Consider the following 25,540-nt stretch of genomic DNA (forward strand, 5'->3'; position numbering starts at 1 on the left):
CTTGTTCAGTCGTTGCGTAGGTTCGGAGGGGCGCAATCGTAACCCGTAATGGTGAGGGCGAAGCCCGCCATGCTGGGCATCTTGCGGGGACGGGCCAGCAGTTTCATGCGGCCCACGTTCAAATCACGCAGGATCTGCGCACCGATGCCGTAGGTGCGCAGCCCGAATCGGTCGCCTTCCTGGGCGGCCGCGCGCTCGGCGGGGCCGGCCCAGTTGGCGATCTGGCCAAACAGGTGTTCGGTAGACGACTGGCAGTTCATCAGCACCAGCACGCCGGCCGGCGAGGCGGCGATGGCATGCAGCGCCTGGCCCACGCTCCAGCTGTGCGGGCTGGCGCCCGTATCCAGCACGTCGAGCAGCGAGGCGGGCTCGTGCACCCGCACCAATGTCTCGCGCTCGGGATCGATATTACCGTGTACCAGCGCCAGATGTGGCGAACGCGTGGCGTCGTCGCGGTAGGCGATGCAGCGGAAATCGCCCCAGGGAGTCTGCATCATCCGCTCGCCCATGCGCGCGATGATGGATTCGTGCTCGCTGCGGTACTGGATCAGGTCGGCGATGGTGCCGATCTTCAGCTTGTGCTCGCGCGCGAATTCGACCAGGTCGGGCAGGCGCGCCATGGTGCCGTCGGGTTTGAGGATTTCGCAGATCACGGCCGCCGGGGTCAGCCCGCCCATGGCGGTCAGGTCACAGCCGGCCTCGGTGTGGCCGGCGCGCACCAGCACGCCGCCGGGCACCGCGCGCACCGGGAAGATGTGGCCGGGCTGCACCAGATCGGACGGCTGGGCGTCGCGCGCCACCGCGACCTGGATGGTGCGGGCGCGGTCGGCGGCCGAAATGCCGGTCTCCACGCCTTCGGCCGCCTCGATGGATTGCGTGAAATTGGTGCCGTATCGAGTGCCGTTGCGGCTGGCCATCAGCGGCAGGTCGAGCTGCCGGCAGCGTTCTTCGGTCAGGGTCAGGCACACCAGGCCGCGGCCGTGGGTGACCATGAAATTGATGGCCTCGGGCGTGACGAACTCGGCGGCCATGACCAGGTCGCCCTCGTTCTCGCGGTCTTCTTCGTCGACCAGGATGACGATGCGGCCTGCCCGCAATTCGGCAATGATCTCGGGCACCGAGGCGATGCCGAAAGATTCCGGCGCGGCGCCGGCGTTGAGCGAGGAAATCTGGGCAGACATGAATCGGGCGCGTCCAGGCTGGAAAGCTGCAATTTTAGCGCCCTTGGCGCGGTCGCGCCCCGCGCGGCGCCGGGCCGCGCGCGCACGGTAAACTTCGCGCTTGAGAATCGCGCCCCGATAACGACAAATCCCCTCGAGGAGCCCCATGCAAGCGCTTGCGGCCATGCCAGCCCCGGTAGCCGCGTCGGTACGCATCGTACTGACCGACATCGACGACACCCTGACCACGGAAGGCCGCCTGCCGGCCGGCGCCTACGCGGCGCTGGAGCGCCTGGAACAGGCCGGCATCGTCGTGGTGCCGATCACCGGCCGGCCCGCCGGCTGGTGCGACCACATCGCGCGGATGTGGCCGGTGCGGGCCGTCGTGGGCGAAAACGGCGCGTTCTACTACGCCTACGACCGCTCGGCGCGCCGCATGAACGCGCATTACTGGGCCGACGCCGCCACCCGCGCGGCCAACCGGCAGGCGCTGCAGGCCATCCGCGAACGGGTGCTGCGCGAAGTGCCGGGCACCGCCGTGGCCAGCGACCAGGATTACCGGGTGGCGGACCTGGCCATCGATTTCTGCGAAGACGTCCCGGCCCTGCCCGACGGCGCGGTCGGCCGCATCGTCGAGATCTTCCACGAAGCCGGGGCGCAGGCCAAGGTCAGCTCCATCCACGTCAACGGCTGGTTCGGCGACTACGACAAGCTGACCATGACGCGCACCCTGTTCGAGCGCGAATTCGGCCTGAACATCGATTCGGCCCTGCAGCACACCCTGTTCATCGGCGATTCGCCCAACGACGAGCCGATGTTCAAGTTCTTCCCGATCTCGGTCGGCGTGGCCAACATCCAGTCGCAGCTGCATCGCATCCAGCATCGCCCGGCGTTCGTCGCGGCCGCGCGCGGCGGCGACGGCTTCGTCGAAATGGCCGAGCGCCTGCTGGCGAACCGGGGATAAGCGCCATGTCCGCCGCCAAATCCACCGCCAAGCCCGCCGCCGCTCCAGGCAACGACGGCCGCCGCAGCATCCAGTCGGTCGAGGTCGGCTTCCCGCTGCTGGCCGCGCTGGTCGACGCCGGCCGCCCCCTGACGCTGCGCGACCTGGCCGGCGCCGCCGGCATGACCTCGGCCAAGGCCCACCCCTACCTGGTCAGCTTCACCCGGGTCGGCCTGGTCCAGCAGGACACGGTGACCGGCCAGTACGAACTGGGGCCGTTCGCGCTGCAGATGGGCCTGGTCAGCCTGCAGCGGCTCGATCCCGTGCGGGTGGCCCTGCCCGAAGTCGACAAGCTGCAATCCGAGATCGGCCACACCCTGGGCATCGCGGTGCTGGGCTCGCACGGCCCGACCATGATCCACATCACCGAGGCCAGCTACCCGGTGCATGTCAACATGCGCAAGGGCACGGTGATGTCGATGCTGCACACGGCCACCGGCCAGGTGTTCGCCGCCTGGCTGCCCCCCAAGGTGGCCGAGCACTACATCGCCCGCGAAGACGGCGACGCTGCGGTCATCGCCAGCCTGACGCCGCGCAAGACGACCCGCGCCAACCTGGACGCCATGCTGGCCGACATCCGCGTGCACGGCATGGCCCGGGCGCTGGGCAACCCCCTGCCCGGCGTGGACGCCCTGTCGGTGCCGGTGTTCGACCACACCGGCGGCATCGTGCTGGCGCTGACCAGCCTGGGGCCGACCGGCCTGTTCGACGCCTCCTTCACCGGCGCCATCGCCCGGCCGCTGCTGGCCTGCGCCCAGGAAATCTCGCGCAAGCTGGGCTATCGCGGCAATTGAAGCGTTCGAAACAAAAAAGAAAACAAAACGAACAAAACGAACAAAAGACGAAAAGAAAGACAGGGACTTCACCGAGTGCGCGGATAGGCTCGTTTGTGTTTGAATGGCGTGACAATTCATATACCAAACGCACTCCGAGGAGACGCCCATGCGAGCCAAGCGCCTGTTGCAAGCCGCCGCCGTGACCGCCCTGATTTTCGGTTCCTACGCCGCGCAGGCGGCCGACGCCGCGTGTTCGAATCGCGGCGATCTGGACAATATGTATTGCGATGCGAACAAGGATCTGGTCGCCGATACGCCGACCGACAAGTCCAAGCTGAAAACGCCATCGACGCTGGTCTTCACCTACACGCCGGTGGAAGATCCCGCCGTCTACGAAGACATCTTCAAGCCCTTCACCAAGCACCTGAGCGAGTGCACCGGCAAGCGCGTGGTGTTCTACCAGGTGCAGAGCAACGCGGCCGAAATCGAAGCCATGCGCTCGGGCCGGCTGCACGTGGGCGGCTTCTCGACCGGCCCGACCGCCTTCGCCGTGAACATCGCCGGCGCGGTTCCGTTCGCCGTCAAGGGCTACGCGGACGAATTCCAGGGCTACAACCTGATCGTCATCGTCAAGAAGGACAGCCCCTACCAGAAGCTGACCGACCTCAAGGGCAAGAAGCTGGCGCACACCGCGCCGTCGTCGAACTCGGGCCACATGGCGCCGGTCGCCCTGTTCCCCAAGGAAGGCCTGACCCCCGACAAGGACTACAAGGTCATCTTCTCGGGCAAGCATGACCAGTCGGTCATGGGCGTGAACTCCGGCGACTACGACGCCGCCGCGGTCGCCTCCGACGTGTTCAAGCGCATGGCCGAACGCGGCCAGGTCAAGGAAGAGGATTTCCGCGTGATCTATCGCAGCGAGAAATTCCCGACCTCGTCGTTTGCCTACGCGCACGACCTGGAGCCGGCCTTCCGCGACAAGATGCTCAAGTGCTTCTACGACTACCGCTTCCCCGACGAAATGAAAAAGGCGTTTGACGGGGCCGACCGCTTCTATCCGGTGACCTACCAGAAGGACTGGGCCATCGTGCGCGAAGTGGCCGAATCCGGCGGCGAGAAGTTCAACCGCGCGGCCTACGACCGCGAAACCGCCAAGAGCAAGGGCAAGCAGTAAGCATGGCGACGTCTCTGCGCATCACCGGCCTGGTGAAGGAATACCGGGCCGGCAAGCCGGTTCTCAACGGCATCGATCTCGATATCGCGGGCCAGGGCCTGACGGCCATCATCGGGCCGTCGGGCACCGGCAAAAGCACCCTGCTACGCTGCATCAACCGGCTGATCGAGCCGACCAGCGGCGAAATCGTGCTCAAGGACGCCGAGGGCACGGTGGACCTGGCCCGCGTGCGCGGCCAGTCGCTGCGCCGCGCGCGCCGGCGCATCGGCATGGTGTTCCAGGAGTACAACCTGGTCGAGCGCCTGACCGTGATGGAGAACCTGCTCACCGGACGGCTGGGCTACACCTCGGCGCTCAATGCCTGGATGCGGCGCTTCGATCCGGCCGACATCGAACGCGCCTTTCAATTGCTCGACACGGTGGGCCTGGCCGGCTTTGCCGACCAGCGCGCCGACGCCCTGTCGGGCGGCCAGCGCCAGCGCGTCGGCATCGCGCGCGCGCTGATGCAGCGGCCGCAACTGCTGCTGGCCGACGAGCCGACCTCGTCGCTGGACCCCAAGACCTCGGTCGAGATCATGGAACTGCTGACCGAACAGGGCAGCGTCAACGGCATCCCAGTGCTGGTCAACATCCATGACGTCGAACTGGCGCGCCGCTACGCCAACCGCATCGTCGGCATGTCGGGCGGCCATGTCGTCTACGACGGCGACGGCAAGGGGCTGGACGCCACCATGCTCAAGACCATCTACGGAGGCGAGTCTTGGCTGGAGTGACCGTGCGCACGGCAAACATGGCGCGCCGTCCTTTCTCGCTGTCGTGGCGCGCCAAGACCGGCGTGCTGCTGGTGGTGCTGTACACCTTCTACGCCGCCGCCCAGCTGGATTTCAGCTGGGCGCGCTTCGAAACCGGCCTGGGCCATGCGGCGACCTTCCTGGCGCGCATGTTCCCGCCCAATTTCGAGAAACCCGACACCCTCTGGAAGGGCATCGCCGAAAGCCTGGAAATCGCCGTGCTGGCTTCGGTGCTGGGCATCCTGCTGTCGCTGCCCATCGGCCTGCTGGGCGCGCGCAACCTGATGCCGGCCTGGGCCTCCTGGCCCGCGCGCGCGCTGGTGGCGCTGTGCCGCGCCCTGCACCCGGTGATCGTGGCCATCCTGTTCGTCAAGGCCGTGGGCTTTGGCGCACTGGCCGGCATCCTGGCCCTGACCGTGGCCTCGATCGGCTTCATCGGCAAACTGTTCACCGAGGCGATCGAGGAGATCTCGCTCAAGCAGGTCGAGGCCGTGCGGGCATCCGGCGCCTCGTTCGGCAACGTCATCATTTTCGGCGTGCTGCCGCAGGTGTTCGCGCGCTTCGTGGGCTTTGCCACCTACCAGTTCGACTCCAACCTGCGCAATTCGACCATGGTCGGCATCGTCGGCGCCGGCGGCATCGGCGGCACGCTGTTCTCGGCGTTCCAGCGCTTCGACTACGACTTCGTGGCAGCCATCCTGCTGACGCTGATCGCCATCATCATGCTGGGTGAAATCCTGGCGGGCTTCGTGCGCAAGGTATTCCTGGACAACATGGGCTTCGAACGCATCCTGCAACGCCGCTTCACCGCGGCCCGGGGCCTGGGCTCGACCACGCCGCTGGCGCGCAAAGGGGAGGTGGACGAATGAACACCTCCGTGACGAGCCTGGAACCGGGCCATCCGCGCACCTGGCAGCGCTACAGCGGCGGCCAGAAGGCGCTGCGCTTCATGCTGTACCTGCTGCTGGTGGCCGCCATCGTGCAGGCCGTGCGCAGCGTGGAGGTGATCCCCGAGTTCCTGTACGACGCGCCCGAACAGATGGCGGACCTGCTGCGGCGCATGTGGCCGATCGACTGGTCGTACTACCCCGAGGGGGTGCACGCCGCGCTGGTCGAAACGCTGCACATCGCCACGCTGGGCACCATCCTGTCGGTCGGGATGGCCGTGCCGGTGGGCCTGCTGGCGGCCAACAACCTCACGCCCAGCCGCACCATCAACATGCTGGCGCGCCTGATCCTGGTCTCCAGCCGCTCGGTCAACTCGCTGGTGTGGGCGCTGCTGTTCATCGCCATCTTCGGTCCTGGCGCGCTGGCGGGCACCCTGGCCATCGCGTTCCGCTCCATCGGTTTCGTCGGCAAGCTGGTGGGCGAAGCCATCGAAGAAGCCCAGCGCGGCCCCATCGAGGCGCTGACCGCCACCGGCGCCAGCAAGGCCGCCGTGCTGTGGTACGGCTACTGGCCGCAGATCCGCCCCTCGTTCTGGTCCATCGTGCTGCTGCGCTGGGACATCAACGTGCGCGAATCCGCCGTGCTCGGCCTGGTCGGCGCCGGCGGCATCGGCATGGCGCTGGACACCGCGCTCAACCTGTTCCAGTGGGACCGCGTCGCCCTGGTGCTGGCCGCCATCTTCATCGTCGTCGTCGCCGCCGAAATCGTCATCACCCAGGCCCGCAAGCGCATCCTCTGACGCCGCGTGCCTGTCCCCAAAGGGGGACTGGCACCGGCTGACTTCCACGCCGCGTGCCTGTCCCCGCGGGGACAGGCACCCCCATGCCCCCCCGCAGCGCCCCTCCCATGACCGAAATATGACCCGTCATCAATTTCCGGGTTAGCTTTGGGTACTATCCTAGGCTTTCGGCTCGGCGGGTCCGATCATGTCAGAACAAGAATTGAAGCTGCACGTCCCGGCGGCGGCGCGGGCGGCGGTGCAGCAGCAGATCCAGCAGCGGCAGGCCGCGCGCATCCGCCTGCACGCCATGTATTTCGACACCCCCGGCCGCGAGCTGGCGCGCGCCCGCATCGCGATCCGGCTGCGCCAGGAAGGGCGCGACTGGGTGCAGACGCTGAAGATGCCGGGCGCCAATGCCATCAGCCGCGTGGAGATCAACCACCCGCGCCCCGGGCCGGTGCTGGACCTGTCCGTCTACGCCGGCACCGAGGCGCAGGCCGCGCTGACGGCCATCAAGGGCGAGCTGGGGCTGCGCTACGAAACCGACGTGCAACGGCTGTTCTGCAAGGTGCGCGGCCGGCATGGCACCGTCGAGCTGGCCTACGACACGGGCGTGCTGCGCGCCGGCGCGCTCGAACTGCCGATCTCCGAACTGGAGTTCGAACTGGTTTCGGGCCGGCCCGCGGCCATCTTCGCCATGGCGCGCAGCTGGCTGCAACGCCACGGGCTGGTGCTGGATGCGCGCAGCAAATCCGAACGGGGCGATGCGCTGGCGCAATTGGCGCACGACCTGGCCGCCGCGCCGGGCGAGGCTGATGACGCCGCGCGGGCAACGCGCGACCAGCAGGCCGTCGCCGGCTTCTGGGCGCCGCGCAACGCCGGCGCGGTCAAGCTGGACGAGTCGATGACCCCCATGCAGGCCATGGCGGCGGTAGCGGCCGAATGCGTGGACCACATCGCGCGCAACGCCGCCGTGCTGGCCGAGGTGGACACCCTGGGCGTCTATCGCGCCGGCACGCCCGAACACGTGCACCAGCTGCGCGTGGGCGTGCGGCGGCTGCGCTCGGCCTGGCGCCTGTTCGACGGCTGGGTCGCCGACCCGTCCGAAACCCTCGCGCAGGGCGCCCGTACGCATTTCAGCGCGTTCGGCATGGCGCGCGACCAGGACGTACTGGCCGACACCATCATGCCCTTGCTGGCGCGCGCCGGCATGCCCGCCCTGCCCGCCGAGGCCGCGCCGTCCAACGACAATGCCCAGTCGCTGGCCGCCGACCGCGCCTTCCAGGGCTGGCTGCTGGAGCTGCTGGCCTGGAGCCTGGACGTGCCGCCCCCGCCCGCCCCGGCCGCCACGGCCGAGGCCGCGCCGGCCAGCCCCACCATCATTCCGCTGGCGCCGCCCGCCGAGGCCGCACCGCCCGCCCTGCGCAAGCGCCTTACCGGCCGGCTGCGCCGCTGGCATCTCAAGGTCATCGACGAAGGCCTGCGCTTCGGCGCGCTGGAGCTGGAGGCGCGCCACGAGCTGCGCAAACGGGTCAAGCGCCTGCGCTACGGCCTGTCGTTCGCCGAATCCCTGCTGCCGGCAGCCCGGCTGCGCACCTATCGCAAGCAACTGGCCCGCGTGCAGGACCTGCTGGGCGAGATCAACGATCTGGCGGTGGCGCGCGATTACTACCAGGCGGCGCTGCAGGCGCACCCGCAGGCCTGGTTCGCGGTGGGCTGGATCGGCGCCCGGCTCGACGGCCTGACGCCGCAGGCCCAGGAAGCGTTCGACCAGCTCGCGCACGCCAAGCCGTTCTGGAAATGACAACGCCGCCCGGACGGGCGGCGTTGCGGGCAGGCGCGAACCCCGTTCAGTCAGCCAGCAGGGCGGCGGCGAACTCGTCGGCCACGAAGGGCTGCAGGTCCTCCAACCCCTCGCCCACGCCGATCCAATAGACCGGGATGGGCCGCACGCCCTGGCTGCCGGCGGCCACGGCCGCCAGCGTGCCGCCCTTGGCGGTGCCGTCCAGCTTGGTGACGACCAGGCCGGTGAGGGTGATGGCGGCGTCGAAGGCGCGGATTTGCGCCAGCGCGTTCTGGCCGGTGTTGCCATCGACCACCAGCAGCACTTCATGCGGCGCGCTGGCCTCGGCCTTGCCGATGACGCGGCGGATCTTCTTCAATTCTTCCATCAGGTGCAGCTGCGTGGGCAGGCGGCCGGCCGTATCCACCATCACCACGCCCACGTTGCGCGCACGTCCGGCATTGACCGAGTCGAACGCCACCGCGGCCGGATCGCCGCCATCCTGCGAGATCACGGTCACATTGTTGCGGCTGCCCCATTCGACCAATTGCTCGCGCGCCGCCGCGCGGAAGGTGTCCCCGGCCGCCAGCAGCACGCTGGCGCCCTGGCGCTGGAAGGTATGCGCCAGCTTGCCGATCGAGGTCGTCTTGCCCGCGCCGTTGACGCCGGCGATCATGACCACCAGGGGCTGGGCCCGCCCCAGGTCGAAGGACCGCTCCAGCGGCCGCAGATGGTCGGCCAGCAATTGGCGCAGCGCCGTCTTGACCTGCGCCGGATCGTCGATGCGCTCTTTCTTGACGCGCGCGCGCAGCGCGGCCAGCAGTTTCTCGGTGGCCTCGATGCCCGCGTCGGCCATGATCAGCGCCGACTCCAGTTCCTCGAACAGGTTCTCGTCGACCTTCACGCCGACGAACAGCCCGCCGATGTTCTGGCCGGTGCGCGACAGGCCCTGTTTGAGCCGGCTCAGCCACGAGGCCTTGCGGGGCGCCTCGGGCGCGGCCGCGACCGGTGGCTGCGGCTCGGCGACCGGTGGCTGCGGCTCGGCGACAGGCGGCGACGCCATGGCCGGCGGCGCCGGCTCGGGCGGTTGTTGCGGCTGCGGCTCGGGCTGCGGCTCGGGCTGGGGGGCCGGCATCGGGGCCGGTTGCGGCTCGGCGGGTTGAGGCTGCGCAGGTGCGGCTGACCCTGCGTCCACTGCCTCCGGCGGCGGCGCGGGCTGGGCCGGCGCGGCGGGCGGAGGGGATTTTTTCTTGAAGAAGCTGAACATGGGCAAAAGTATATTCGTTTCCCTACATCCGTCCCCGCGGGGGACGCTACTATTGCGCCCAGGAGGTCCCCGTTCTTGAAACCATCCCGCCCGGGCAGCAAACCCATCCGCATCGTGGGCGGCCTTTACCGCCGCACACTCATTCCCGTTGCCGACGCGCCGGGCCTGCGCCCCACGCCCGATCGCGTGCGCGAGACCCTGTTCAACTGGCTCAACCACCTGTGGGGCGGCGAATTCGCCGACAAGCGGGTGCTGGACCTGTTCGCCGGCAGCGGAGCGCTGGGTTTCGAGGCGGCCTCGCGCGGCGCGGGTCAGGTGCAGATGGTCGAGCGCGACCGCGGCGCGGCGGCCGCCTTGCGGACGCTGCGCGACAAGCTGCAGGCGGGCGCGGTGCGCATCCATGCCGGCGACGCCATGCAGGTGATCGAGCGCATGGACGCCTCGCGTTTCGACCTGGTCCTGCTCGATCCGCCGTTCGGCCAGGGCTGGCTGGAACGCCTGTGGCCACTGCTGCCCGCCGTGCTGGCCGAGGACGGACTGGTCTATGTCGAGTCCGAAACCGCGCCGGCGCCGCCGGCCGGATTCGAGCTGCTGCGCGAGGGCAAGGCCGGCGCCGTGCACTATCGCCTCTTCCAATTTGCTGCAATGCGCAAATCGATGAATAATCCGGCATTGGAGGATGGTGCAAGCCACTGAACAAAAGGTACGGAGCCCCTATGATCATCGCTGTTTACCCCGGCACGTTCGACCCGCTGACCCGAGGCCACGAAGACCTGGTCCGCCGTGCGGCCACGCTCTTCGACAAGGTCGTGGTGGGCATTGCACACAGCCGCAACAAGAAGCCGTTCTTCACCATCGAGGAACGCGTGGATATCGCACGCGAAGTGCTGGGCCACTATCCCAACGTCGAGGTGCACAGTTTCGGCGGCTTGCTGAAGGATTTCGTGCGCGACCAGAACGGCCGCGTCATCATCCGCGGCCTGCGCGCGGTGTCCGATTTCGAGTACGAGTTCCAGATGGCCGGCATGAACCGCCACCTGCTGCCCGACGTCGAAACCATGTTCATGACGCCGTCCGACCAATACCAGTTCATTTCGGGCACCATCGTGCGCGAGATCGCCCAGCTGGGCGGCGACGTCAGCAAGTTCGTCTTTCCGTCCGTCGAGCGCTGGCTGCAGGCCAAGGCCAAGGAACGCCGCGAGCAGTCCGCGCAGGGCGGCGCCTGAGGCATCCGCGCGGGCGGGCTACAATCGGCCTGTCCGCCCCCCGCCTGACCCGCCATGGCCCTCAAGATCACCGAAGAATGCATCAATTGCGACGTTTGCGAGCCACAGTGCCCGAACGAAGCGATTTCCATGGGCGCGGACTATTACGTCATCGATCCTGATCGCTGCACCGAATGCGTCGGCCACCACGACGAACCGCAATGCAAGGTGGTCTGCCCGGTGGAGTGCATCGAACTGCATCCCCAATGGCAGGAAGGGCAGGAACAACTGATGGCCAAGTACCGTCGCCTGACCGGTGCCGCATGAACGGCGCCGACTCCGCCTCCTCCCCCCTCGCGGCGCGCCGGCCTGTCACCGGCGCGCTTTCGTTGTCGGCCATCGTCGCCGGGCTGGTCGCGGTGCTGGTCAGCTTCGGCGGCACGGCGGTGCTGATGGTGCAGGCCGGCCATGCCGCCGGCCTGGACGCCGCCCGCATCGGATCGTGGCTGGGCTCGATCTGCCTGGCGCTGGGCGTGGGCGGCGCGCTGATCAGCCTGCGCAGCCGCATGCCCGTCGTGTTTGCCTGGTCCACGCCGGGTGCGGCCCTGCTGGTCACGGGGCTGGTGGGCGTGCCGTTCAACCAGGCGGTCGGCGCTTTCGTGCTGGCCGCGGCGCTGACGCTGGCCTGCGGCGTGTTCGGCTGGATCGATCCCATCGTGCGGCGCATTCCGGCCGAGCTGGCCGCGGCCATGCTGGCCGGCGTGCTGCTCAATTTCGGCATGGGTATTTTCGGCAGCATTGCGGCCCAGCCGGTGCTGGTCCTGTCGATGTGCGCGGCCTACCTGCTGGGCAGGCGCTGGGCGCCGCGCTTCGCGGTGCTGGCGGTGCTGGTCGTGGGCCTGGCCGCGGCCAGCAGCCTGGACCTGCTGCGCCTGGGCCACGTGCAATGGGCCTGGACCGAATTCGTCTGGACCACGCCATCGTTCACCTGGCAGGCCGCCATCAGCCTGGGCATTCCGCTGTTCGTGGTGGCCATGGCCTCGCAGAACCTGCCCGGCCTGGCCATCCTGCAGGCGGCCGGCTATCGGCCGCCCGCCTCGCGGCTGGTCGGCCTGACGGGCCTGGCCGGCCTGCTGGCGGCGCCGTTCGGCGCCCACAGCGTGACGCTGGGCGCCATCATCGCGGCGCTGTGCGCCGGCCCCGAAGCCCATGCCGATCCGGGCAGGCGCTACGTGGCCGCGGCCACCTACGGATTGACCTACGTATTGCTGAGCGTGGCCGCGGGCGCCGTGGCCGTGTTCTTCCAGGCCCTGCCGGGCGCATTGATCGCCGCGCTGGCCGGGCTGGCGCTGCTGGGCGCCATCATGGGCGGCATGACGACCGCCATGGCCGACCCGCAACGGCGCGAAGCCGCGCTGGTTACCTTGCTGGCCACCGCCTCGGGCATCAGCTTCTGGGGCATAGGCTCGGCCTTCTGGGGCCTGGCAGCCGGCCTGGCGACGCACGGCGCGCTGGCCTGGCGCCGCGCGCGCAGCGCCTGAGCGCGGCCTACGACGGCCAGCGCACCTCGGCCATGTCGGGGTGCACTTTCAGGATCCGGCACGGCACGCCCGCGTGGTTGGATATCCACGCCGCCGCCAGCTCGCCTTCGTCCACCACGTCGACCGTCTGCTCGCCCACCAGCATCTGGTAGCGCACGCTGTCGTCGTCCTCGATCACGTCGAGCGGAATATCCAGCCGCAGCATGCCCGGCGCCTTCAATACCAGGTAACCCATGCGCAGCTCGACCGATACCTCGGCCAGGCGCGGGCACAGGTCGCGGTTGAGCCACTGCCCCGCGTCGTTGGCCACCAGCCAGCGCTTCTGGTAGGCAGCCGCTTCGGACTGCGTGGTTGCGCCGCATTCGGCGATGGGTTGATAAGCGGTGGTGCTCATTTGCCCAGGATCCCCTTGAGTGCCTTGTCGATATTCTTCGCCGGACTGCCGGACGCGCCTTCGCCGCCGGTCAGCGCTTCCTTGAGCTGCTTTTCCAGGCCGCGCTTGAGCGCTTCGCCGGCCACTTCGCGCCACTGCAGCGTGTAGACGGGCTTGTCGAACGGGCCGGTGATCAGCAGCGGGATGGTCAGGTTGCGCAGTTCGGCCAGGTCCTTGCCGTCCTGGCCGGTGGACGTGTTGACCACGCGCACGCGTGCCACGAAATCCAGCTCGCTGCGCACGAAATCGATGTTGGCCGGGTTGCCCTGGTTGACGCGCAGCAGCGGCGCGGCCATGTCCAGGCGCTTGACGGTGGCCACGCCCTTGTTGAACACCAGGTCGCTTTCGAGCGAGGTGAAATCGGTCTGCCGGGTCTGGTCGTCCTGCACGGTGGGGTCGTGCGCCTCGCCGCGGAACATCGCCTTCAATTCGCGCAGCGTCTGCGCCACGTTGATGCCCTTGATGGCGCCGTCGCGCAGCCGCACCTGCATGGTGCCGGCCAGGCCGCTCTTCATGGCGTAGGTATTGGCGCCGGCCGTCTTGAGGTCGAACGCCAGGCTGCCCGTGCCGCTGAGGGTGTCCTTGCCGGCCAGGTCGGAAAGCAGGGGCTGGATGGCGATGCCGGCCAGCGACATCTTCGCCACCAGCTGGTTGCCGTTGACCGCGTCCACCGACATCACCCCGCCCAGCTTGCCGCCGTACAGCGCCGCGGTCAGGGTGGAGATGTCCAGCTTGCCCTTTTCCAGCTTGATGTTCGCCGCCACCTGCTCGGCCTTCAGGCCGCGCATCACGAGCTGGCCGATCTTGATGGTGCCGCTGGCGGTCGGCCCCACCAGACCCGACAGGTTGATGCTGTCATCGGCCGCGGCCGGCGCCGGCGCGGGCTGCGGCTTGGCCGGCGGCTTGGATTCGTCCTGCTTGCCATCGCCGGCCGGCTTGGGCGGCGCGCTGGCGCCTGCCGGCGGCGCCAGCTTGTCGAGATCCAGCGTATCGACGGCCAGCGCGAAGGTCACGCGCGGCACCGCCGACAACGCCACGATATCGGCGCTCAGGTCGAACTTGCCGCCTTCGAGCACGGCGTTGATCCTGGCATTGGCCTGGTCCTTGAGCAGGTTGGCATTGACGCTGCCGATGACCGGGATCTGCAGGCTGCCCTTGGGCAACCCGGGATCGGTGATGTTGACGTCGCCCTTGAGCGCCGACAGGCCGATACTGCGCTGCAGCAGGTTCAGCGTGACCGGCGAGGCGAACGCCGACTTGACCACCCGCTCGCCCTGCTTGAGCGTACTGTCCAGCTTCGCCTCCTTGATGTCGAGCTCGCCAGCGTTGCCGCTGATGCCGTTCAGGCCGAAACTGGCGTCCAGTTCCTGGGTGCGCACGCGTCCGCTCAAGGCGTCGCCGCTGGCGTTGGTCGGCGAAATGTTCAGCGCGGGCGCGTCGACCGCCAGCTCGAAGGGGCCGCCGGGCATGGCGCCCTTGGCGCGCACCGCCAGCTTGTCGATCTGCAGCTCGGTCTTGTGCGGGTCCACGGCCAGCTTGGGCATCGCCACGCTGGCCTCGACATTGGTCAGCTTGGTGGCCGTGTCGACGATATCGCCCTGGAACAGGATTTCCAGGCCGGCCACGTCGAGCGACGAGGTCATGCCATTGAACGCCACATTGCCGCGCGCGGCCAGGCTCTTGGCCTGCGCGCCGGGCAGCCGCCCTTCCATGCGCAGGTCCAGCCTCTGCGCCGCATAGCGCTTGGCCAGCGGATCGAGCGTCAGTTGCGCCTGGCCCGTGAGGCCGGCGTCCAGGCGCGGGTTGCCGCCCTCGACCCGCGCCGACAGGCTGACGTCGAACGGCTGGTTATAGGTCACCCGGCCGGTGGCCGCGTTCAGCTTGGTGATGGCCACGGCCATGCCGCTCATGGCGTCCTGCAGCTGGATCTCGCCATCCTTCAGGTCCAGGCCGGCGATATCGATCTGCATGCTCTTGGGCGTGCTGACGGTGCCGTTGACGATGGCCTGCGCCGTGCCGGTGATCGCGCCGGCGGTGGCCTCGGCGGCGTTGCCGGGCACGTCGGTGCTCTGGACCGAGCCGCCGACCAGGTTCTCGAAGTTGAAATGGCCGTCCTTGCCGCGGATGACGCGCGCCTTGAAGCCGTTGATGGTGACGTGATCGACCACCAGGCTGTTCGACAGCAGCGGCCACACCGCCACCGCCAGCCGCATGCTGTCGATGGAGGCGAAGACGTCGGGGCTGTTCGGTTCGGACAGCGATACCCCCTGCACCGCCAGGCCTATGCGCGGAAACAGCGACAGTTCGATCTCGCCTTCGATGTTCAGCGTGCGCTCATAACGCGCCTGCACCGCCTCTTCCAGCTTGTACTTGTAGGCGTTGGGATCGAATGTCAGCAAAAAGATGGCCAGGCCGACGACGGCCACGACAACCAACACCACCAGGCCAATCACAATTCGCTTGAACCACGTTTTCATTGCTGCCCCGTCGAGACCTCGACTTGGAATGTTCCTGAGAAAGCCTGCCGCGCCGAAGCGGACAGTCGCATACGCGCCCGCGCCGCCCTGCCCGATCCGCCTGCTCCGCGCGGCGGGTGGCTGGCGCCCGCCATGGCCAAGCATGGGCCAGGGCAGGATTTCGATTGGGGGTGGAACGTCGGCGAGCCTGAGGTCCGGACGCAGTGCGCCGGAATACCGCTATCGTAACAAATCAGGGAACGAACCCGCATTCGCGCCCCCTGGCCGCGCGACCCGTTCGAGCATAAGGGAATCCCGCGACGCTCGGAAGTAAGCTCTTGCTGATATTTCAGACGAGAAGAAAGCACTTTTCTACGACATTGGATATCGCCTGTCGTTCAATATTTAGGTGTTGACCTAAGTATAAGAGCCGCCCTAGACTGGATGGCATGCCCAATCAAGCTGCCCAGCTCAGCCAGGTCTTCCAGGCCCTGTCCGACCCTACCCGGCGCGCCGTACTCGAGCGCCTGTGCCAGGGGTCCGCCGCCATGAGCGAACTGGCGCGGCCATTCAACATGGCCCTGCCTTCGTTCTCGCAGCATCTGGACGTCCTCGAGCGCTGCGGCCTGGTGCGATCCCGGAAAAGCGGCCGCGTGCGCATCTACACCCTTGCGCCGCAACCGCTGGGCATGGCGGAACACTGGATGACCCGGCAACGCGCGATCTGGGAGCGCCGCCTCGACCAACTCGACCTGTATCTACAGGATCTGAAGGAGCAGAAGCGATGACCCGACAGCATTCCACACAGCCCAACCCCAAGCTGGACCTCGTCCTCGAACGCACCATCGATGTGCCTCCCGCCCTGGTCTGGCAGGCCTGGACCCAGCCCGAGCACATCAAGCACTGGCTTACTCCGGCGCCCTGGCAGACCGTCCGCTGCGACGTAGACCTGCGCCCAGGCGGACGCTTCCGTTTCGTGATGCGCTCGCCCGAGGGCGAAGAACACACCCACGACTGCTGCTACCTGGAAATCGTCGAAGGCAGCAGGCTGGTCTGGACCAACGCCCTGCTGCCCGGCTTCCGGCCGGCCGGCGGCGGCGGCGACGTACCGGCCTTCACCGCCGTCATCCGCATCGAACCCCACGACCAGGGCACGCGCTACACGGCCACCGCCATGCATGGCACGCAGGCCGGCTGCCGCCAGCACAGCGACATGGGTTTCCACGACGGCTGGGGCGCGGCGCTGGACCAGCTGGTGGCGCACGCCCGGAATATGCAGCAGGCAAGCTGAATACCGGCCGCCTCAGAAAAAAAGCCCTCCGCTGGAGGGCTTTTTCGCGGGCCGCCCGACATTATCCAGCGGCCTGTGCCAACTTCTTTCGTACCGTGATGCCGCCAGGCGTGAAGTACACCGAACTGCTGCCCTTGGTTTTCAGCTCCCAGAGCGATTCGTGCATGTACATCAAATCGGAAGGCAGATATCCGCCGCCGACGACCGCGCGATAGACTCTGTCGCGGAAAGAGTCGATGGTTTTGGCCTTGACCCGGAACACCCTGACCTGCTCCTCGGGCACGGGCTGGCCGCTCATCAGCTTGTTGAAGGTAATCGCCGCGACCACGCCGGTGGTCGGATCGAGCAGCAACCTGTTATTGCCCGATTTGTACATGATCTGCGCGTGGTTGCCGACCGCGCCGCCGTCCACGCCTATCGGACGTATGCCTTTTTCCTTCAGGCCGCCGTAGAGATAACCCATGAGGAACACCAGGTTCCCGCAATTCAGGTGCTGGGATTTCTCGATCGCCTCATAGGCGACCGCGGACGAGCTGCCATATTCGGCGAAATTGGCGGCAGCCACCGTCGCCAGCACCGCGCGCAGCGTGGGCTCGTCGACGGCCCCGAAGTCCTCGCCCAGCACCTCTGCCAACTCGGGCTGGCAGGCGGGCAGTATGCCGTCGACGCTGCCGGTCCGCCGCACCGTGCTCATCGCCTGGTCGTCCAGGCACTGCAACACGACTTCGTCGAAATGTTCGGGCTCGTCCTGGCGGGCATACAGCGCCGCCGCGACCGCTACGGCCAGCGCCACGACGGCGGTGGCCAAATATCGCTTCTTGATCATCCGTATATATATGCTTATCGCGCGCCGCGGCCATCGACAAACTCGCGCGTGTCTCGCGAGCGGCGGCGCAATCACATTTTGCGCTTGAATATCCGGACAAGTTTACCGCACCGAAAATCAGTATCCGCATAATATGCCTTCATTATGCTCAATACCGCCCTACGCTATTTTCTGGAAGTCGTCGACGCCGGCTCGCTGACCCTGGCCGCGCAGAAGCTGCATGTCGCCCCGTCGGCGGTCAGCCGCATGGTGCGCAAACTGGAGGACGAGCACCAGGCCCAGCTGTTCGAGCGCCACGCGCGCGGCATGGTGCTGACCGAGGCCGGCCAATTGCTCAAGGCCTATGCGCGGCGCGCCTCGCTGGACGCCGAGCGGGCCCGCGCGGAGATCCGCGAGCTGAGCCAGATCGGGCAGAAACTGATCCGCGTCTCGGCCAACCAGGCGTTCGGCCGCGAGCTGCTGCCACGCGTCATCGGCGAGTTCCGCGAAATCGAACCGACGGTGCGCTTCGAGCTGAATATCCTGCAGTCGTCCGAGATCAACCGCCGCGTGCGCGAGGGCGAGGACGATATCGGCCTGAGCTACAACCTGGCCCCGCCGCAGGATGTGCACGTGCAATACGCGCGCCGCATGCCGCTGTTCGCCGTGATGGCGCCGCAGCACCCGCTGGCCGGCCGCGACATGCTGTCCATGCAGGACATCGGCGACTATCCGGTGGTGCTGATGGGGCCGGGCAGCACCAATCGCTTCTTCATCGACCTGTGCTGCATGCATGAAAAGATCGAACTGAACATCGCGATGACCTGCAACAACCAGGGCGCCATCCAGACCTGCTGCCAGCAATGGGGCGCGATCAGCTTCTCGGGCGACCTGACCGTCATGACGCCCACCGAGCGCGGCGAGCTGGTGTCCATCCCCATGGCCAACAGCGAGCTGCACCAGCGCATCATGCACATCCAGACCATGGCCGGCCGGCAACTGCCCGCCAGCGTCGGGCGCTTCGTGCAGGCGCTGGCCTCGCGCATCGACGCCTCCTACGCCGACCCGGCCTGGCTGGCCGCCGGGCGCGGCTCGGGCGCGCTGTGAAGGGTGCAAGGGTGCCTGTCCCCGCGGAGAGGCCCGAGTGCCTGTCCCCGCGGGGACAGGCGCCCCGCACAGTCGCCCGCGGCGCGAACGCCGCTACAGCCCCTCGGCCCAGTCCGGCTCCTGCCAGGCGGCCGCGTCGTCCAGCGGCCAGACCGGCCGCGGCAGGCGCTTGAAGGCGATCTGCTTGAGGTTGGGCGTGGTCAGGCCCAGGCTGTCGACGTCGTGGATACGATCGTCCGGGAAGAACTCGTCGAACCCCGCGCGGTAGTGCCCGCGGCTCTTGACCACCACATGCCCGGCCCGCGCGATGTCGATACCGTGCATCTCCAGCATGGCCGGCTCGGCCAGTTGCCGGCGCAGGCTGCCCACCACCACGCTCATGCCCGAGTCGACCAGCTCCAGCAGGCAGGACGCCCCCAGCGAGAACTTGCGGCCGCGCAGGATGCCGCGCCGCCCCATGCCCTCGCCGTCGGTCAGCCTGAGCACGCGCGCGCGCGCCTGGTAGCGCCGCGCATAGTCGGTTTCGATGCGGTTGAACACCGCGTCGAACTCGGCGCCTTCGCCCAGCTGCGCGGCTTGCGCGGCCAGTTCCGGATCGACGAACACGCCCAGCACCACGCCGGGAATGCGCGCTTCGTGGAAAGCCCGCAGCAGCCAGGCCGTGTTGCCGCCGCCGCCGCCGCCCGGGTTGTCGGCCACGTCGGCGAACAACAGGGGCTGGCCCGCGGCGCGCGCCAGCTCGACCGCGCGCGCCACCTCGACCGTGTTGGCCACGTAGCGCTTGCGGTCGGCCCAGCCGGCCCGCGCGATCCGCAGCGCCGCGCGGCGCGCGGCCTGCAGGTCGCCGCGCGCGGTGACGGTGATCGTCAGGCCGCACTTGGGCAGGTCCGAAAACACGAACCCCGAGCACACCGAGACATTGGCGATGGGGCCTTCGTCCGGCTTCTGGATCAACGAGGCGCCCAGCGCCACCAGATCGGCATAGGGACCGCTGGAAGTCAACAAGGTCACCGACGGCGGCGTCAGGGGCAGCCGCACATAGGCCGACACCATGCGCGTGCCGCCCAGGATCTCGTGGATCATATCGGCCGCGTCCGCGGCGCGCTCGCGCTGGTCGACGTGGGGATTGGTGCGATAGGAGATCAGCCCGTCGAGCGCCTGCACGGTCTGCTCGGACACATTGCAATGCAGGTCGTGGCTGGCGACGATGGGCACCCCCGGGCCGACGATGGCCCGCAGCCGGCCCATCAGCTCGCCTTCGGTATCGTCCTGCCCCTCGGCGGAGGACGCCCCGTGATTGGCCACGTACACGGCATCGACCGGCAAGGCCGCCCGCAGGCGCGTCTCGGCTTCCGCCAGGAAACGCCGCCACACACCGGCGCTGGCCGGACCGCCCGGCGGCGCGCCGATCACGATCAGGGGCGCCGGCGTCCACGCGCCCAGCTCGTCCATGCGGGCATAGAAACCCGGCACTTCGCTGGGCAGGCGGCTGGCGCCGCGCGCCAGCCGCGTGATGTCCTCGCCCTGCTCCCAGCATTGCGCCAGGAAGTCCGCCTCGACGGACAGCGGGGAAAAGGCGTTGGACTCCAGGTGGAAACCGAGGATGGCCACTTTCGGGGCGTTACTGCTCATGAAAATCTCCGGTTCCGCTCAAGCCTTGTGCAGCGTGTAGAACAGCGACATCTGGGGCTGGAAATCCTTCCATTCGCTGCGCAGGGCCGAGACCGGATAGGTGGCGCCCAGCGGAATGTACGGCACGTCCTCGAACACTTGCAGCTGGATCTCGCGGCAGATCTTCTTCTGCGCGTCCAGGTCGGGCGCGTTGAACCAGTCGATGCGCAGCTGCTCCAGGCGCTCGCTGGTGGGCCAGCCGAACCAGGCCTGCTTGCCGTTGCCGCGCATGGGCAGGTGGCCGGCCGGATCCAGGTTGTTCGGGCCGGTATTGCCGGTGAACGCCACGCTCCAGCCGCCGGCCGACACGGGCTCCTGGTTGTTGCGGCGCTGCACGGCGGTGCCCCAGTCCATGGTCTGCAGGTCCACGTTGAAGCCCAGGCGCTTGAACAGGTCGGCCGTCACCAGCGCGGCGGCGTGCCAGGTGGGAAAATCGACCGGATCGAGCAGCACCACCTTCTCGCCGTTGTAGCCGGCGGCCTTGATGGCGGCGCGCGCCTTCTCGATATCGCGCTTGCCGGTCAGCTTCTCCATGCCGGCGTCGCTGTCCATCGGCGAGCCGGGCACGAACACGCCGCAGCGGTCGCTCCAGTACTCCGGGAAATCGGCGCCGTTCATGGCGGTCATGTATTCGGTCTGATTCACCACGCTGAGCACCGCGCGGCGGATTTCCACGTTGTTGAACGGCGCATGCAGGTGGTTGAAGCGCATCACGCCTATGGTGGGCAGGCTGCGCTTGACCAGCTTGATGTTGGGGTCCTGGGTCAGGATGGGCAGGAAGTCGCTGTCGACCATCTCGACGCCATCGACCTCGTTGGCCTGCAGCGCGGCGATGGCGGTAGCGCGGTCGGGGATGATGTGCCAGTGCACTTCGTCGACATGGGCGATCTTCGGACCGGCGGCGAAGTCGGGCTTGCGGTCGTCCTTGCGCGGCACGTAACCGGCGAACTTCTCGTACACCACGCGCGAGCCGGACACCCATTTCGCGGCCGCGAAGGTGAACGGGCCGCTGCCCACCATTTCCTTGACCGCCTCGGTTTCCGGCTGCGAGGCCAGGCGCTCGGGCATGATGCACGCCATGTTGCCGGACTGGCGGCCCAGCGCGTGCAGGATGAGCGGGAAAGGCTTGCTCAGCTTGAACTGGATCGTCTTGTCGTCGAGCGCGGTCAGCGACTCGGTCGCCTGCATCAGCGAACGGCCCATCAGGTCGCGCTTGGACCAGCGCTTGATGCTGGCCACGGCATCCTGCGCCCGCACCGGCGAGCCGTCATGGAACGCCAGGCCGTCGCGCAGGGTGATCTTCCACAGCAGGCCGTCGTTTTCGCTGGTATGGCCGGCGGCCATCTGCGGGCTGGGCAGGTACTGCGAATCCAGGCCGAACAAGGTGTCGAACACCAGTTGCGCGTGCACCTGGGTCATCGCCACGGTGGTGAACATCGGGTCCAGCAGCGCCAGGTCGGCCTGCGGCACCCAGCGGAACGCGCTCTTGCCCGGCGCGGCCCAGGACATGCCGGGCAAGGCCCAGGCGGCCGCCGTAGCGGAGGAAGCCAGCAGGAAACTTCTACGATCCATTGTCTATCTCCCAGATAAAGGAAAAACGATCCCGGGCCGGGCGGCGTCCCGACGGACGCCCGCCAGCCCTAATACGCGCCGCCGATGCGGTGCCGCGCCACGAAATGCCCCGGTCCGGCCTGCTCCAGCGGCTTGACGACGGGCTCGTCGCCCACCGGCCGAGCCGGGCTGGGCAACTCGCTCAGTTCGAGCGTGATGCTGCGCCGCGCGCCGGGGTCGGCGATCGGCACGGCCTGCATCAATTTCTTCGTATAGGGGTGCTGCGGGCTCTCGAAGATGGCCTGGCGCGGGCCGATCTCGACGATCTGGCCCAGGTACATCACCGCTACCCGGTGGCTGATCCGCTCGACCACCGCCATGTCGTGCGAGATGAACAGATAGCTCACGCCCAGGTCGCGCTGCAGGTCGATCAGCAGGTTGACGATCTGCGCCTGGATCGACACGTCCAGCGCCGACACCGACTCGTCGGCGATCAGCACCTTGGGGTCGACCGACAGCGCGCGCGCAATGCAGATGCGCTGCCGCTGCCCGCCGGAGAACTCGTGCGGCCAGCGCTGCATCATGGCCGCGTCCAGGCCGACCCGCTCGAACAGCTCGGCCGCCCTGCGGTCGGCCTGCGCCCCGCTGTACAGGTTGTGGATCAGCATGGGCTCCTTGACGCAATCGCCCACGCGCATGCGCGGGTTGAGCGAGGCGAACGGATCCTGGAACACGAACTGCATGTTGCGGCGCAGGGCGCGCAGCGAGGCGGGATCCTCCTGGCGCACCGGCTTGCCGTCGAACTCGATCTGGCCGCGCGTGGTCTTGGCCAGCCTGAGCAGGGACCGGCCGGTCGATGTCTTGCCGCAGCCCGACTCGCCCACCAGCGACAGGGTTTCGCCGGCATGCAGGTCGAAGCTGACCTGTTCGACGGCATGCACGCGCTTCTTGACCCGCGCGAAAATGCCGCCGCGCACATCGAAGCGCGTCACCAGGTCGCGCACCCGCAGCACCACCTTGTCCGATGGCGCCACGGCGGGCGGCTCGGCCTCGTGGCGGGCCTGCGCGTCGCTCAGCAGCGCGAAGCGCGCCGGCGCCGTCGTGCCCTGCATGGCGCCCAGGCGCGGCACCGCCGCCATCAGCGCCTTGGTGTAGGGATGGCTGGGCGCATTGAACAGGCCGTGCACGTCGTTGTTCTCGACCACGTCGCCCTTGCGCATCACCAGCACGCGATCGGCCACTTCGGCCACCACGCCCATGTCGTGCGTGATGAAGATCACGCCCATGTCCATCTCGCGCTGCAGTTCGCGGATCAGCTGCAGGATCTGCGCCTGGATCGTCACGTCCAGCGCCGTGGTCGGCTCGTCGGCGATCAGCAGCGCCGGCTTGCAGGACAGGGCCATGGCGATCATGACCCGCTGGCGCATGCCGCCCGACAGCTCGTGCGGGTAGCGGCCCAGGATGCTGGCCGAATCGGGAATGCGCACCTGGTCCAGGATGCGCTTGGCCGCCGCCTGCGCCGCCCTGGCGTCGCAGGCCTGGTGCAGGCGGATGGCCTCCACGATCTGCGCGCCCACGGTGAACACCGGATTGAGCGAGGTCATGGGCTCCTGGAAGATCATGCCCAGGTCGTTGCCGCGCATGGCGCGCATGCTGTCCTCGGAGGCGGCCGCCAGGTCCACCGCCTCGCCCGCGCCGCGATAGAAGGTCATGCGCCCGCTTTCGATGCGTCCGCCGCCGAACTCGACCAGGCGCATCACCGCCAGCGAGGTCACCGATTTGCCCGAACCCGATTCGCCCACGATGGCCAGCGTCTCGCCGCGGTCCACGTGCAGGCTCAGCGACTTGACGGCGTGAAACGTATGGACGCCGCGGCCGAAGGCGATCGAGAGGTTTTCCAGCTCCAGCACGCGCCGGCTTTGTGTCGTCGTTGTGGTCATCGATCAGATCCTCTTGGCCATGCGCGGGTCGACCGCATCGCGCAACCCGTCGCCCAGCATGTTGATCGCCAGGATCGTGATGGACAGGAACACCGCGGGGAAGGCGATAAGATGCGGCTTGATCTGCCACAGCGCCCGGCCTTCGGCCATGATGTTGCCCCACGACGGCACCGACGGCGGCACGCCCGCGCCGATGAACGACAGGCTGGCCTCGGCCAGGATGGCCACGCCGCAGATGTAGGTGGCCTGCACCATCAGGGCGGCCAGCGTGTTGGGGAAGATATGCCGCGCGACGATGCGCAGGCGGCTGGCGCCCGCGGCCACCGCCGCCTCGACATACGGCTGCTCGCGCAGCGACAGCACCAGCCCGCGCACCAGGCGCACCACGCGCGGCACTTCGGCGATGGTGATCGCGATGATGACGTTCTGCAGCGAGGCGCGGGTCAGCGCGATCAGCGCGATCGCCAGCAGGATGGTGGGAATCGACATGAAGCCGTCCATGATCCGCATGACCACCGCATCGACCCAGCGCACGAAACCCGCGGCCAGGCCGATCACCACGCCGATCACGGTCGACAGCGCGGCGACGGTGAACCCCACGATCAGCGAGACGCGGGCGCCGTAGATCACGCGCGAGTACACGTCGCGGCCGAGCAGGTCGGTACCGAACCAGAACTGTTCGCTCGGCGCGCGGGTGCGGTGGATGGGCGAGAGCGCGGTGGGGTCCACCGTGCCCAGCCAGGGCGCGCAGACCGCCATCAGGAACAGCAGCAGGAGCAGCCCGCCGCCCACCGCCGTGGTCGGGTGGCGCTTGAGAAAACCGGCAATATTGCTCATCAGTATTTGATCCTCGGGTCGAAGGCGCGATAGAGCAGATCGACCAGCAGGTTGACCAGCACGTACATGAAGCTGAACAGCAGGATCACCCCCTGGATGACCGGGTAGTCGCGCCGCAGGATGGCGTCGACCACCAGCCGGCCCAGGCCGGGGATGGAGAACACGGTTTCCGTCACCACGGTGCCGCTGATCAGCAGGGCCACGCCGCTGCCGATGACGGTGATGATGGGCACGGCCGCGTTCTTGAGGGCGTGCCGGAACAGCAGGCCGCGGTTGCCCACGCCCTTGGCGCGCGCCGTGCGGATGTAGTCCTGCGACAGGGTTTCGAGCAGCGTGGCGCGCGTGATGCGGGTAATCAGCGCCACGTAGACGCTGCCCAGCGCCAGGGCGGGCAGCACCAGGGTGTGCACCGAGGCCCAGAAACCGGTGGCCAGCGGCACATAGCCCTGCACCGGGAACCAGCGCAGCTGCAGGCCGAAGATCCACGCCAGCAGGTAGCCCACCGCGAACGACGGCACGGAGAAGCTGAACACCGCCAGGACCATGATGCCGCGGTCCTGCAGGCGGTTGTGCTTCCAGGCCGCCAGCGCGCCGATGGGGATGGCGATCACGACCGAGACGAGCAGCGTCATCAGCATCAGCGAAAACGTGGGAACGAGCCGCTGGCCGATCATGTGGCTGACCGGCAGGCCGGTGAACAGCGAGGTGCCCAGGTCGCCATGCAGCACGTTCCAGCCCCATTCCGCGAAGCGCTGCAGGAACGGCTGGTCCAGGCCCAGGGTGGCGCGGATGCGCGCGATGTCCTGCGGCGTGGCGTCCTCGCCGGCCAGCAGGGCGGCCGGGTCGCCGGGCGCGAGGTCCAGCAGGCCGAAGACGAACAGCGCGACGAACAGCATGACGGGCAAGGTCATGAGCAGCCGTCGCAATGTGTACGAAAGCATTGAATCCCCTTCCAGTGAGAACGGGCCATCGGCCCGGCCGCTGTCGGCGCGGACCGGGCACGCCGGGCCGCAACGACCTGCGGCGCATTCTAGATAGGGGGGAGCATTCCAACCATATCAATATTCTTAAAAAAGCATT

The 25,540-nt window shown here is 68.1% G+C and carries 24 protein-coding genes; 14 read left to right on the top strand and 10 right to left on the bottom strand.

Features of this window, described 5'->3' with window-relative positions; genetic code table 11:
• Positions 1 to 5: 5 nt before the first annotated feature.
• Positions 6 to 1,181, bottom strand: coding sequence for a bifunctional 3,4-dihydroxy-2-butanone-4-phosphate synthase/GTP cyclohydrolase II (gene ribBA, locus EL288_RS19470; protein ID WP_003808597.1), 1,176 nt, complete (start codon positions 1,179 to 1,181; stop codon positions 6 to 8).
• A 145-nt stretch (positions 1,182 to 1,326) separates the two neighbouring features.
• Between ribBA and EL288_RS19475 the strand changes: the two genes are divergently transcribed.
• From EL288_RS19475 to EL288_RS19505, 7 genes are all read left to right on the top strand, one after another.
• Entirely contained in the window at positions 1,327 to 2,124 is a 798-nt protein-coding gene (locus EL288_RS19475; protein WP_010927717.1) for an HAD-IIB family hydrolase, read from the top strand.
• 5 nt (positions 2,125 to 2,129) lie between these two features.
• Entirely contained in the window at positions 2,130 to 2,957 is an 828-nt protein-coding gene (locus tag EL288_RS19480; protein WP_003808594.1) for an IclR family transcriptional regulator, read from the top strand.
• A 148-nt stretch (positions 2,958 to 3,105) separates the two neighbouring features.
• Entirely contained in the window at positions 3,106 to 4,113 is a 1,008-nt protein-coding gene (phnD, locus tag EL288_RS19485) for a phosphate/phosphite/phosphonate ABC transporter substrate-binding protein (RefSeq protein WP_003808591.1), read from the top strand.
• A gap of 2 nt (positions 4,114 to 4,115) precedes the next feature.
• Positions 4,116 to 4,886 carry a phosphonate ABC transporter ATP-binding protein gene (phnC, locus tag EL288_RS19490; protein WP_003808589.1) on the top strand — a complete coding sequence of 257 codons (771 nt, stop codon included), beginning with the start codon at positions 4,116 to 4,118 and terminating at the stop codon, positions 4,884 to 4,886.
• A gap of 17 nt (positions 4,887 to 4,903) precedes the next feature.
• On the top strand, positions 4,904 to 5,773 hold the full coding sequence (gene phnE, locus EL288_RS19495; protein ID WP_172452875.1) for a phosphonate ABC transporter, permease protein PhnE: 870 nt from the start codon (positions 4,904 to 4,906) through the stop codon (positions 5,771 to 5,773).
• Positions 5,770 to 6,591, top strand: coding sequence for a phosphonate ABC transporter, permease protein PhnE (gene phnE / locus EL288_RS19500; protein WP_003808584.1), 822 nt, complete (start codon positions 5,770 to 5,772; stop codon positions 6,589 to 6,591). The genes phnE (EL288_RS19495) and phnE (EL288_RS19500) overlap by 4 nt, the downstream gene beginning before the upstream one ends.
• Positions 6,592 to 6,778: 187 nt before the next feature.
• Positions 6,779 to 8,377, top strand: a complete 1,599-nt coding sequence (locus EL288_RS19505; RefSeq protein ID WP_033453969.1) for a CYTH and CHAD domain-containing protein — start codon at positions 6,779 to 6,781, stop codon at positions 8,375 to 8,377.
• Between the two features lie 46 nt (positions 8,378 to 8,423).
• Here EL288_RS19505 and ftsY read toward each other — a convergent pair whose 3' ends face one another.
• Positions 8,424 to 9,491, bottom strand: a complete 1,068-nt coding sequence (ftsY, locus tag EL288_RS19510; protein WP_010925998.1) for a signal recognition particle-docking protein FtsY — start codon at positions 9,489 to 9,491, stop codon at positions 8,424 to 8,426.
• A gap of 207 nt (positions 9,492 to 9,698) precedes the next feature.
• On the opposite strand from ftsY, the gene rsmD reads away from it, so the two are divergent.
• From rsmD to EL288_RS19530, 4 genes are read left to right on the top strand one after another with little or no spacing between them, the layout of a single operon-like run.
• Positions 9,699 to 10,319, top strand: coding sequence for a 16S rRNA (guanine(966)-N(2))-methyltransferase RsmD (rsmD, locus tag EL288_RS19515; RefSeq protein WP_003808577.1), 621 nt, complete (start codon positions 9,699 to 9,701; stop codon positions 10,317 to 10,319).
• Positions 10,320 to 10,339: 20 nt separating this feature from the next.
• On the top strand, positions 10,340 to 10,849 hold the full coding sequence (gene coaD, locus EL288_RS19520; protein WP_003808574.1) for a pantetheine-phosphate adenylyltransferase: 510 nt from the start codon (positions 10,340 to 10,342) through the stop codon (positions 10,847 to 10,849).
• Between the two features lie 54 nt (positions 10,850 to 10,903).
• The gene (locus EL288_RS19525) at positions 10,904 to 11,155 is read left to right on the top strand and encodes a YfhL family 4Fe-4S dicluster ferredoxin (RefSeq protein WP_003808570.1); all 252 of its coding nucleotides are present in this window, start codon (positions 10,904 to 10,906) and stop codon (positions 11,153 to 11,155) included.
• A complete protein-coding gene (locus EL288_RS19530) occupies positions 11,152 to 12,369 on the top strand; it encodes a benzoate/H(+) symporter BenE family transporter (protein WP_033459313.1) in 1,218 nt (405 codons plus the stop codon). The genes EL288_RS19525 and EL288_RS19530 overlap by 4 nt, the downstream gene beginning before the upstream one ends.
• A 7-nt stretch (positions 12,370 to 12,376) precedes the next feature.
• Here the strand turns inward: EL288_RS19530 and EL288_RS19535 are convergent, their stop codons facing one another.
• Together EL288_RS19535 and EL288_RS19540 are read right to left on the bottom strand one after the other, a co-directional pair.
• Complete coding sequence (locus EL288_RS19535) at positions 12,377 to 12,763, bottom strand: MOSC N-terminal beta barrel domain-containing protein (RefSeq protein ID WP_003808567.1); 387 nt, start codon at positions 12,761 to 12,763, stop codon at positions 12,377 to 12,379.
• Entirely contained in the window at positions 12,760 to 15,279 is a 2,520-nt protein-coding gene (locus tag EL288_RS19540; RefSeq protein WP_003808566.1) for an AsmA family protein, read from the bottom strand. Before EL288_RS19540 ends, EL288_RS19535 begins: the two co-directional genes overlap by 4 nt.
• Positions 15,280 to 15,707: 428 nt before the next feature.
• Between EL288_RS19540 and EL288_RS19545 the strand changes: the two genes are divergently transcribed.
• Both EL288_RS19545 and EL288_RS19550 read left to right on the top strand, forming a co-directional pair.
• Positions 15,708 to 16,046 (top strand): ArsR/SmtB family transcription factor, encoded by a 339-nt coding sequence (locus EL288_RS19545; RefSeq protein ID WP_003808563.1) that lies wholly within the window; start codon positions 15,708 to 15,710, stop codon positions 16,044 to 16,046.
• Complete coding sequence (locus tag EL288_RS19550; RefSeq protein WP_126622012.1) at positions 16,043 to 16,549, top strand: SRPBCC family protein; 507 nt, start codon at positions 16,043 to 16,045, stop codon at positions 16,547 to 16,549. The genes EL288_RS19545 and EL288_RS19550 overlap by 4 nt, the downstream gene beginning before the upstream one ends.
• A gap of 61 nt (positions 16,550 to 16,610) precedes the next feature.
• Here the strand turns inward: EL288_RS19550 and EL288_RS19555 are convergent, their stop codons facing one another.
• Positions 16,611 to 17,375 (bottom strand): hypothetical protein, encoded by a 765-nt coding sequence (locus EL288_RS19555; protein WP_226376503.1) that lies wholly within the window; start codon positions 17,373 to 17,375, stop codon positions 16,611 to 16,613.
• A 144-nt stretch (positions 17,376 to 17,519) separates the two neighbouring features.
• Here EL288_RS19555 and EL288_RS19560 point away from each other — a divergent pair, with 144 nt between their 5' ends.
• Positions 17,520 to 18,461, top strand: coding sequence for a LysR family transcriptional regulator (locus tag EL288_RS19560; RefSeq protein ID WP_003808557.1), 942 nt, complete (start codon positions 17,520 to 17,522; stop codon positions 18,459 to 18,461).
• A 93-nt stretch (positions 18,462 to 18,554) separates the two neighbouring features.
• Here the strand turns inward: EL288_RS19560 and EL288_RS19565 are convergent, their stop codons facing one another.
• The 5 genes from EL288_RS19565 to EL288_RS19585 form a co-directional block, all read right to left on the bottom strand.
• On the bottom strand, positions 18,555 to 20,093 hold the full coding sequence (locus EL288_RS19565) for a M81 family metallopeptidase (RefSeq protein ID WP_126622013.1): 1,539 nt from the start codon (positions 20,091 to 20,093) through the stop codon (positions 18,555 to 18,557).
• A gap of 18 nt (positions 20,094 to 20,111) precedes the next feature.
• Positions 20,112 to 21,704 carry an ABC transporter substrate-binding protein gene (locus EL288_RS19570; RefSeq protein WP_003808553.1) on the bottom strand — a complete coding sequence of 531 codons (1,593 nt, stop codon included), beginning with the start codon at positions 21,702 to 21,704 and terminating at the stop codon, positions 20,112 to 20,114.
• Between the two features lie 68 nt (positions 21,705 to 21,772).
• Positions 21,773 to 23,623 (bottom strand): dipeptide ABC transporter ATP-binding protein, encoded by a 1,851-nt coding sequence (locus tag EL288_RS19575; protein WP_126622014.1) that lies wholly within the window; start codon positions 23,621 to 23,623, stop codon positions 21,773 to 21,775.
• A gap of 3 nt (positions 23,624 to 23,626) precedes the next feature.
• Positions 23,627 to 24,460: an ABC transporter permease gene (locus EL288_RS19580; RefSeq protein ID WP_003808549.1), complete on the bottom strand. Its 834-nt coding sequence runs from the start codon at positions 24,458 to 24,460 to the stop codon at positions 23,627 to 23,629.
• Entirely contained in the window at positions 24,460 to 25,401 is a 942-nt protein-coding gene (locus EL288_RS19585; RefSeq protein ID WP_003808548.1) for an ABC transporter permease, read from the bottom strand. The genes EL288_RS19580 and EL288_RS19585 overlap by 1 nt, the downstream gene beginning before the upstream one ends.
• Between the last annotated feature and the right edge of the window lie 139 nt (positions 25,402 to 25,540).

This window comes from Bordetella bronchiseptica (genome assembly GCF_900636925.1).
GTDB classification, from domain to species: domain Bacteria; phylum Pseudomonadota; class Gammaproteobacteria; order Burkholderiales; family Burkholderiaceae_B; genus Bordetella; species Bordetella pertussis.

Coding starts and splice junctions, on each gene's coding strand:
- ribBA (WP_003808597.1), bottom strand. CDS start 1,181: ATGTCTGCCCAGATTTCCTCGCTCAACGCCGGCGCCGCGCCGGAATCT.
- EL288_RS19475 (WP_010927717.1), top strand. CDS start 1,327: ATGCAAGCGCTTGCGGCCATGCCAGCCCCGGTAGCCGCGTCGGTACGC.
- EL288_RS19480 (WP_003808594.1), top strand. CDS start 2,130: ATGTCCGCCGCCAAATCCACCGCCAAGCCCGCCGCCGCTCCAGGCAAC.
- phnD (WP_003808591.1), top strand. CDS start 3,106: ATGCGAGCCAAGCGCCTGTTGCAAGCCGCCGCCGTGACCGCCCTGATT.
- phnC (WP_003808589.1), top strand. CDS start 4,116: ATGGCGACGTCTCTGCGCATCACCGGCCTGGTGAAGGAATACCGGGCC.
- phnE (WP_172452875.1), top strand. CDS start 4,904: ATGGCGCGCCGTCCTTTCTCGCTGTCGTGGCGCGCCAAGACCGGCGTG.
- phnE (WP_003808584.1), top strand. CDS start 5,770: ATGAACACCTCCGTGACGAGCCTGGAACCGGGCCATCCGCGCACCTGG.
- EL288_RS19505 (WP_033453969.1), top strand. CDS start 6,779: ATGTCAGAACAAGAATTGAAGCTGCACGTCCCGGCGGCGGCGCGGGCG.
- ftsY (WP_010925998.1), bottom strand. CDS start 9,491: ATGCCGGCCCCCCAGCCCGAGCCGCAGCCCGAGCCGCAGCCGCAACAA.
- coaD (WP_003808574.1), top strand. CDS start 10,340: ATGATCATCGCTGTTTACCCCGGCACGTTCGACCCGCTGACCCGAGGC.
- EL288_RS19525 (WP_003808570.1), top strand. CDS start 10,904: ATGGCCCTCAAGATCACCGAAGAATGCATCAATTGCGACGTTTGCGAG.
- EL288_RS19530 (WP_033459313.1), top strand. CDS start 11,152: ATGAACGGCGCCGACTCCGCCTCCTCCCCCCTCGCGGCGCGCCGGCCT.
- EL288_RS19535 (WP_003808567.1), bottom strand. CDS start 12,763: ATGAGCACCACCGCTTATCAACCCATCGCCGAATGCGGCGCAACCACG.
- EL288_RS19540 (WP_003808566.1), bottom strand. CDS start 15,279: ATGAAAACGTGGTTCAAGCGAATTGTGATTGGCCTGGTGGTGTTGGTT.
- EL288_RS19545 (WP_003808563.1), top strand. CDS start 15,708: ATGCCCAATCAAGCTGCCCAGCTCAGCCAGGTCTTCCAGGCCCTGTCC.
- EL288_RS19550 (WP_126622012.1), top strand. CDS start 16,043: ATGACCCGACAGCATTCCACACAGCCCAACCCCAAGCTGGACCTCGTC.
- EL288_RS19555 (WP_226376503.1), bottom strand. CDS start 17,375: ATGATCAAGAAGCGATATTTGGCCACCGCCGTCGTGGCGCTGGCCGTA.
- EL288_RS19560 (WP_003808557.1), top strand. CDS start 17,520: ATGCTCAATACCGCCCTACGCTATTTTCTGGAAGTCGTCGACGCCGGC.
- EL288_RS19565 (WP_126622013.1), bottom strand. CDS start 20,093: ATGAGCAGTAACGCCCCGAAAGTGGCCATCCTCGGTTTCCACCTGGAG.
- EL288_RS19570 (WP_003808553.1), bottom strand. CDS start 21,704: ATGGATCGTAGAAGTTTCCTGCTGGCTTCCTCCGCTACGGCGGCCGCC.
- EL288_RS19575 (WP_126622014.1), bottom strand. CDS start 23,623: ATGACCACAACGACGACACAAAGCCGGCGCGTGCTGGAGCTGGAAAAC.
- EL288_RS19580 (WP_003808549.1), bottom strand. CDS start 24,460: ATGAGCAATATTGCCGGTTTTCTCAAGCGCCACCCGACCACGGCGGTG.
- EL288_RS19585 (WP_003808548.1), bottom strand. CDS start 25,401: ATGCTTTCGTACACATTGCGACGGCTGCTCATGACCTTGCCCGTCATG.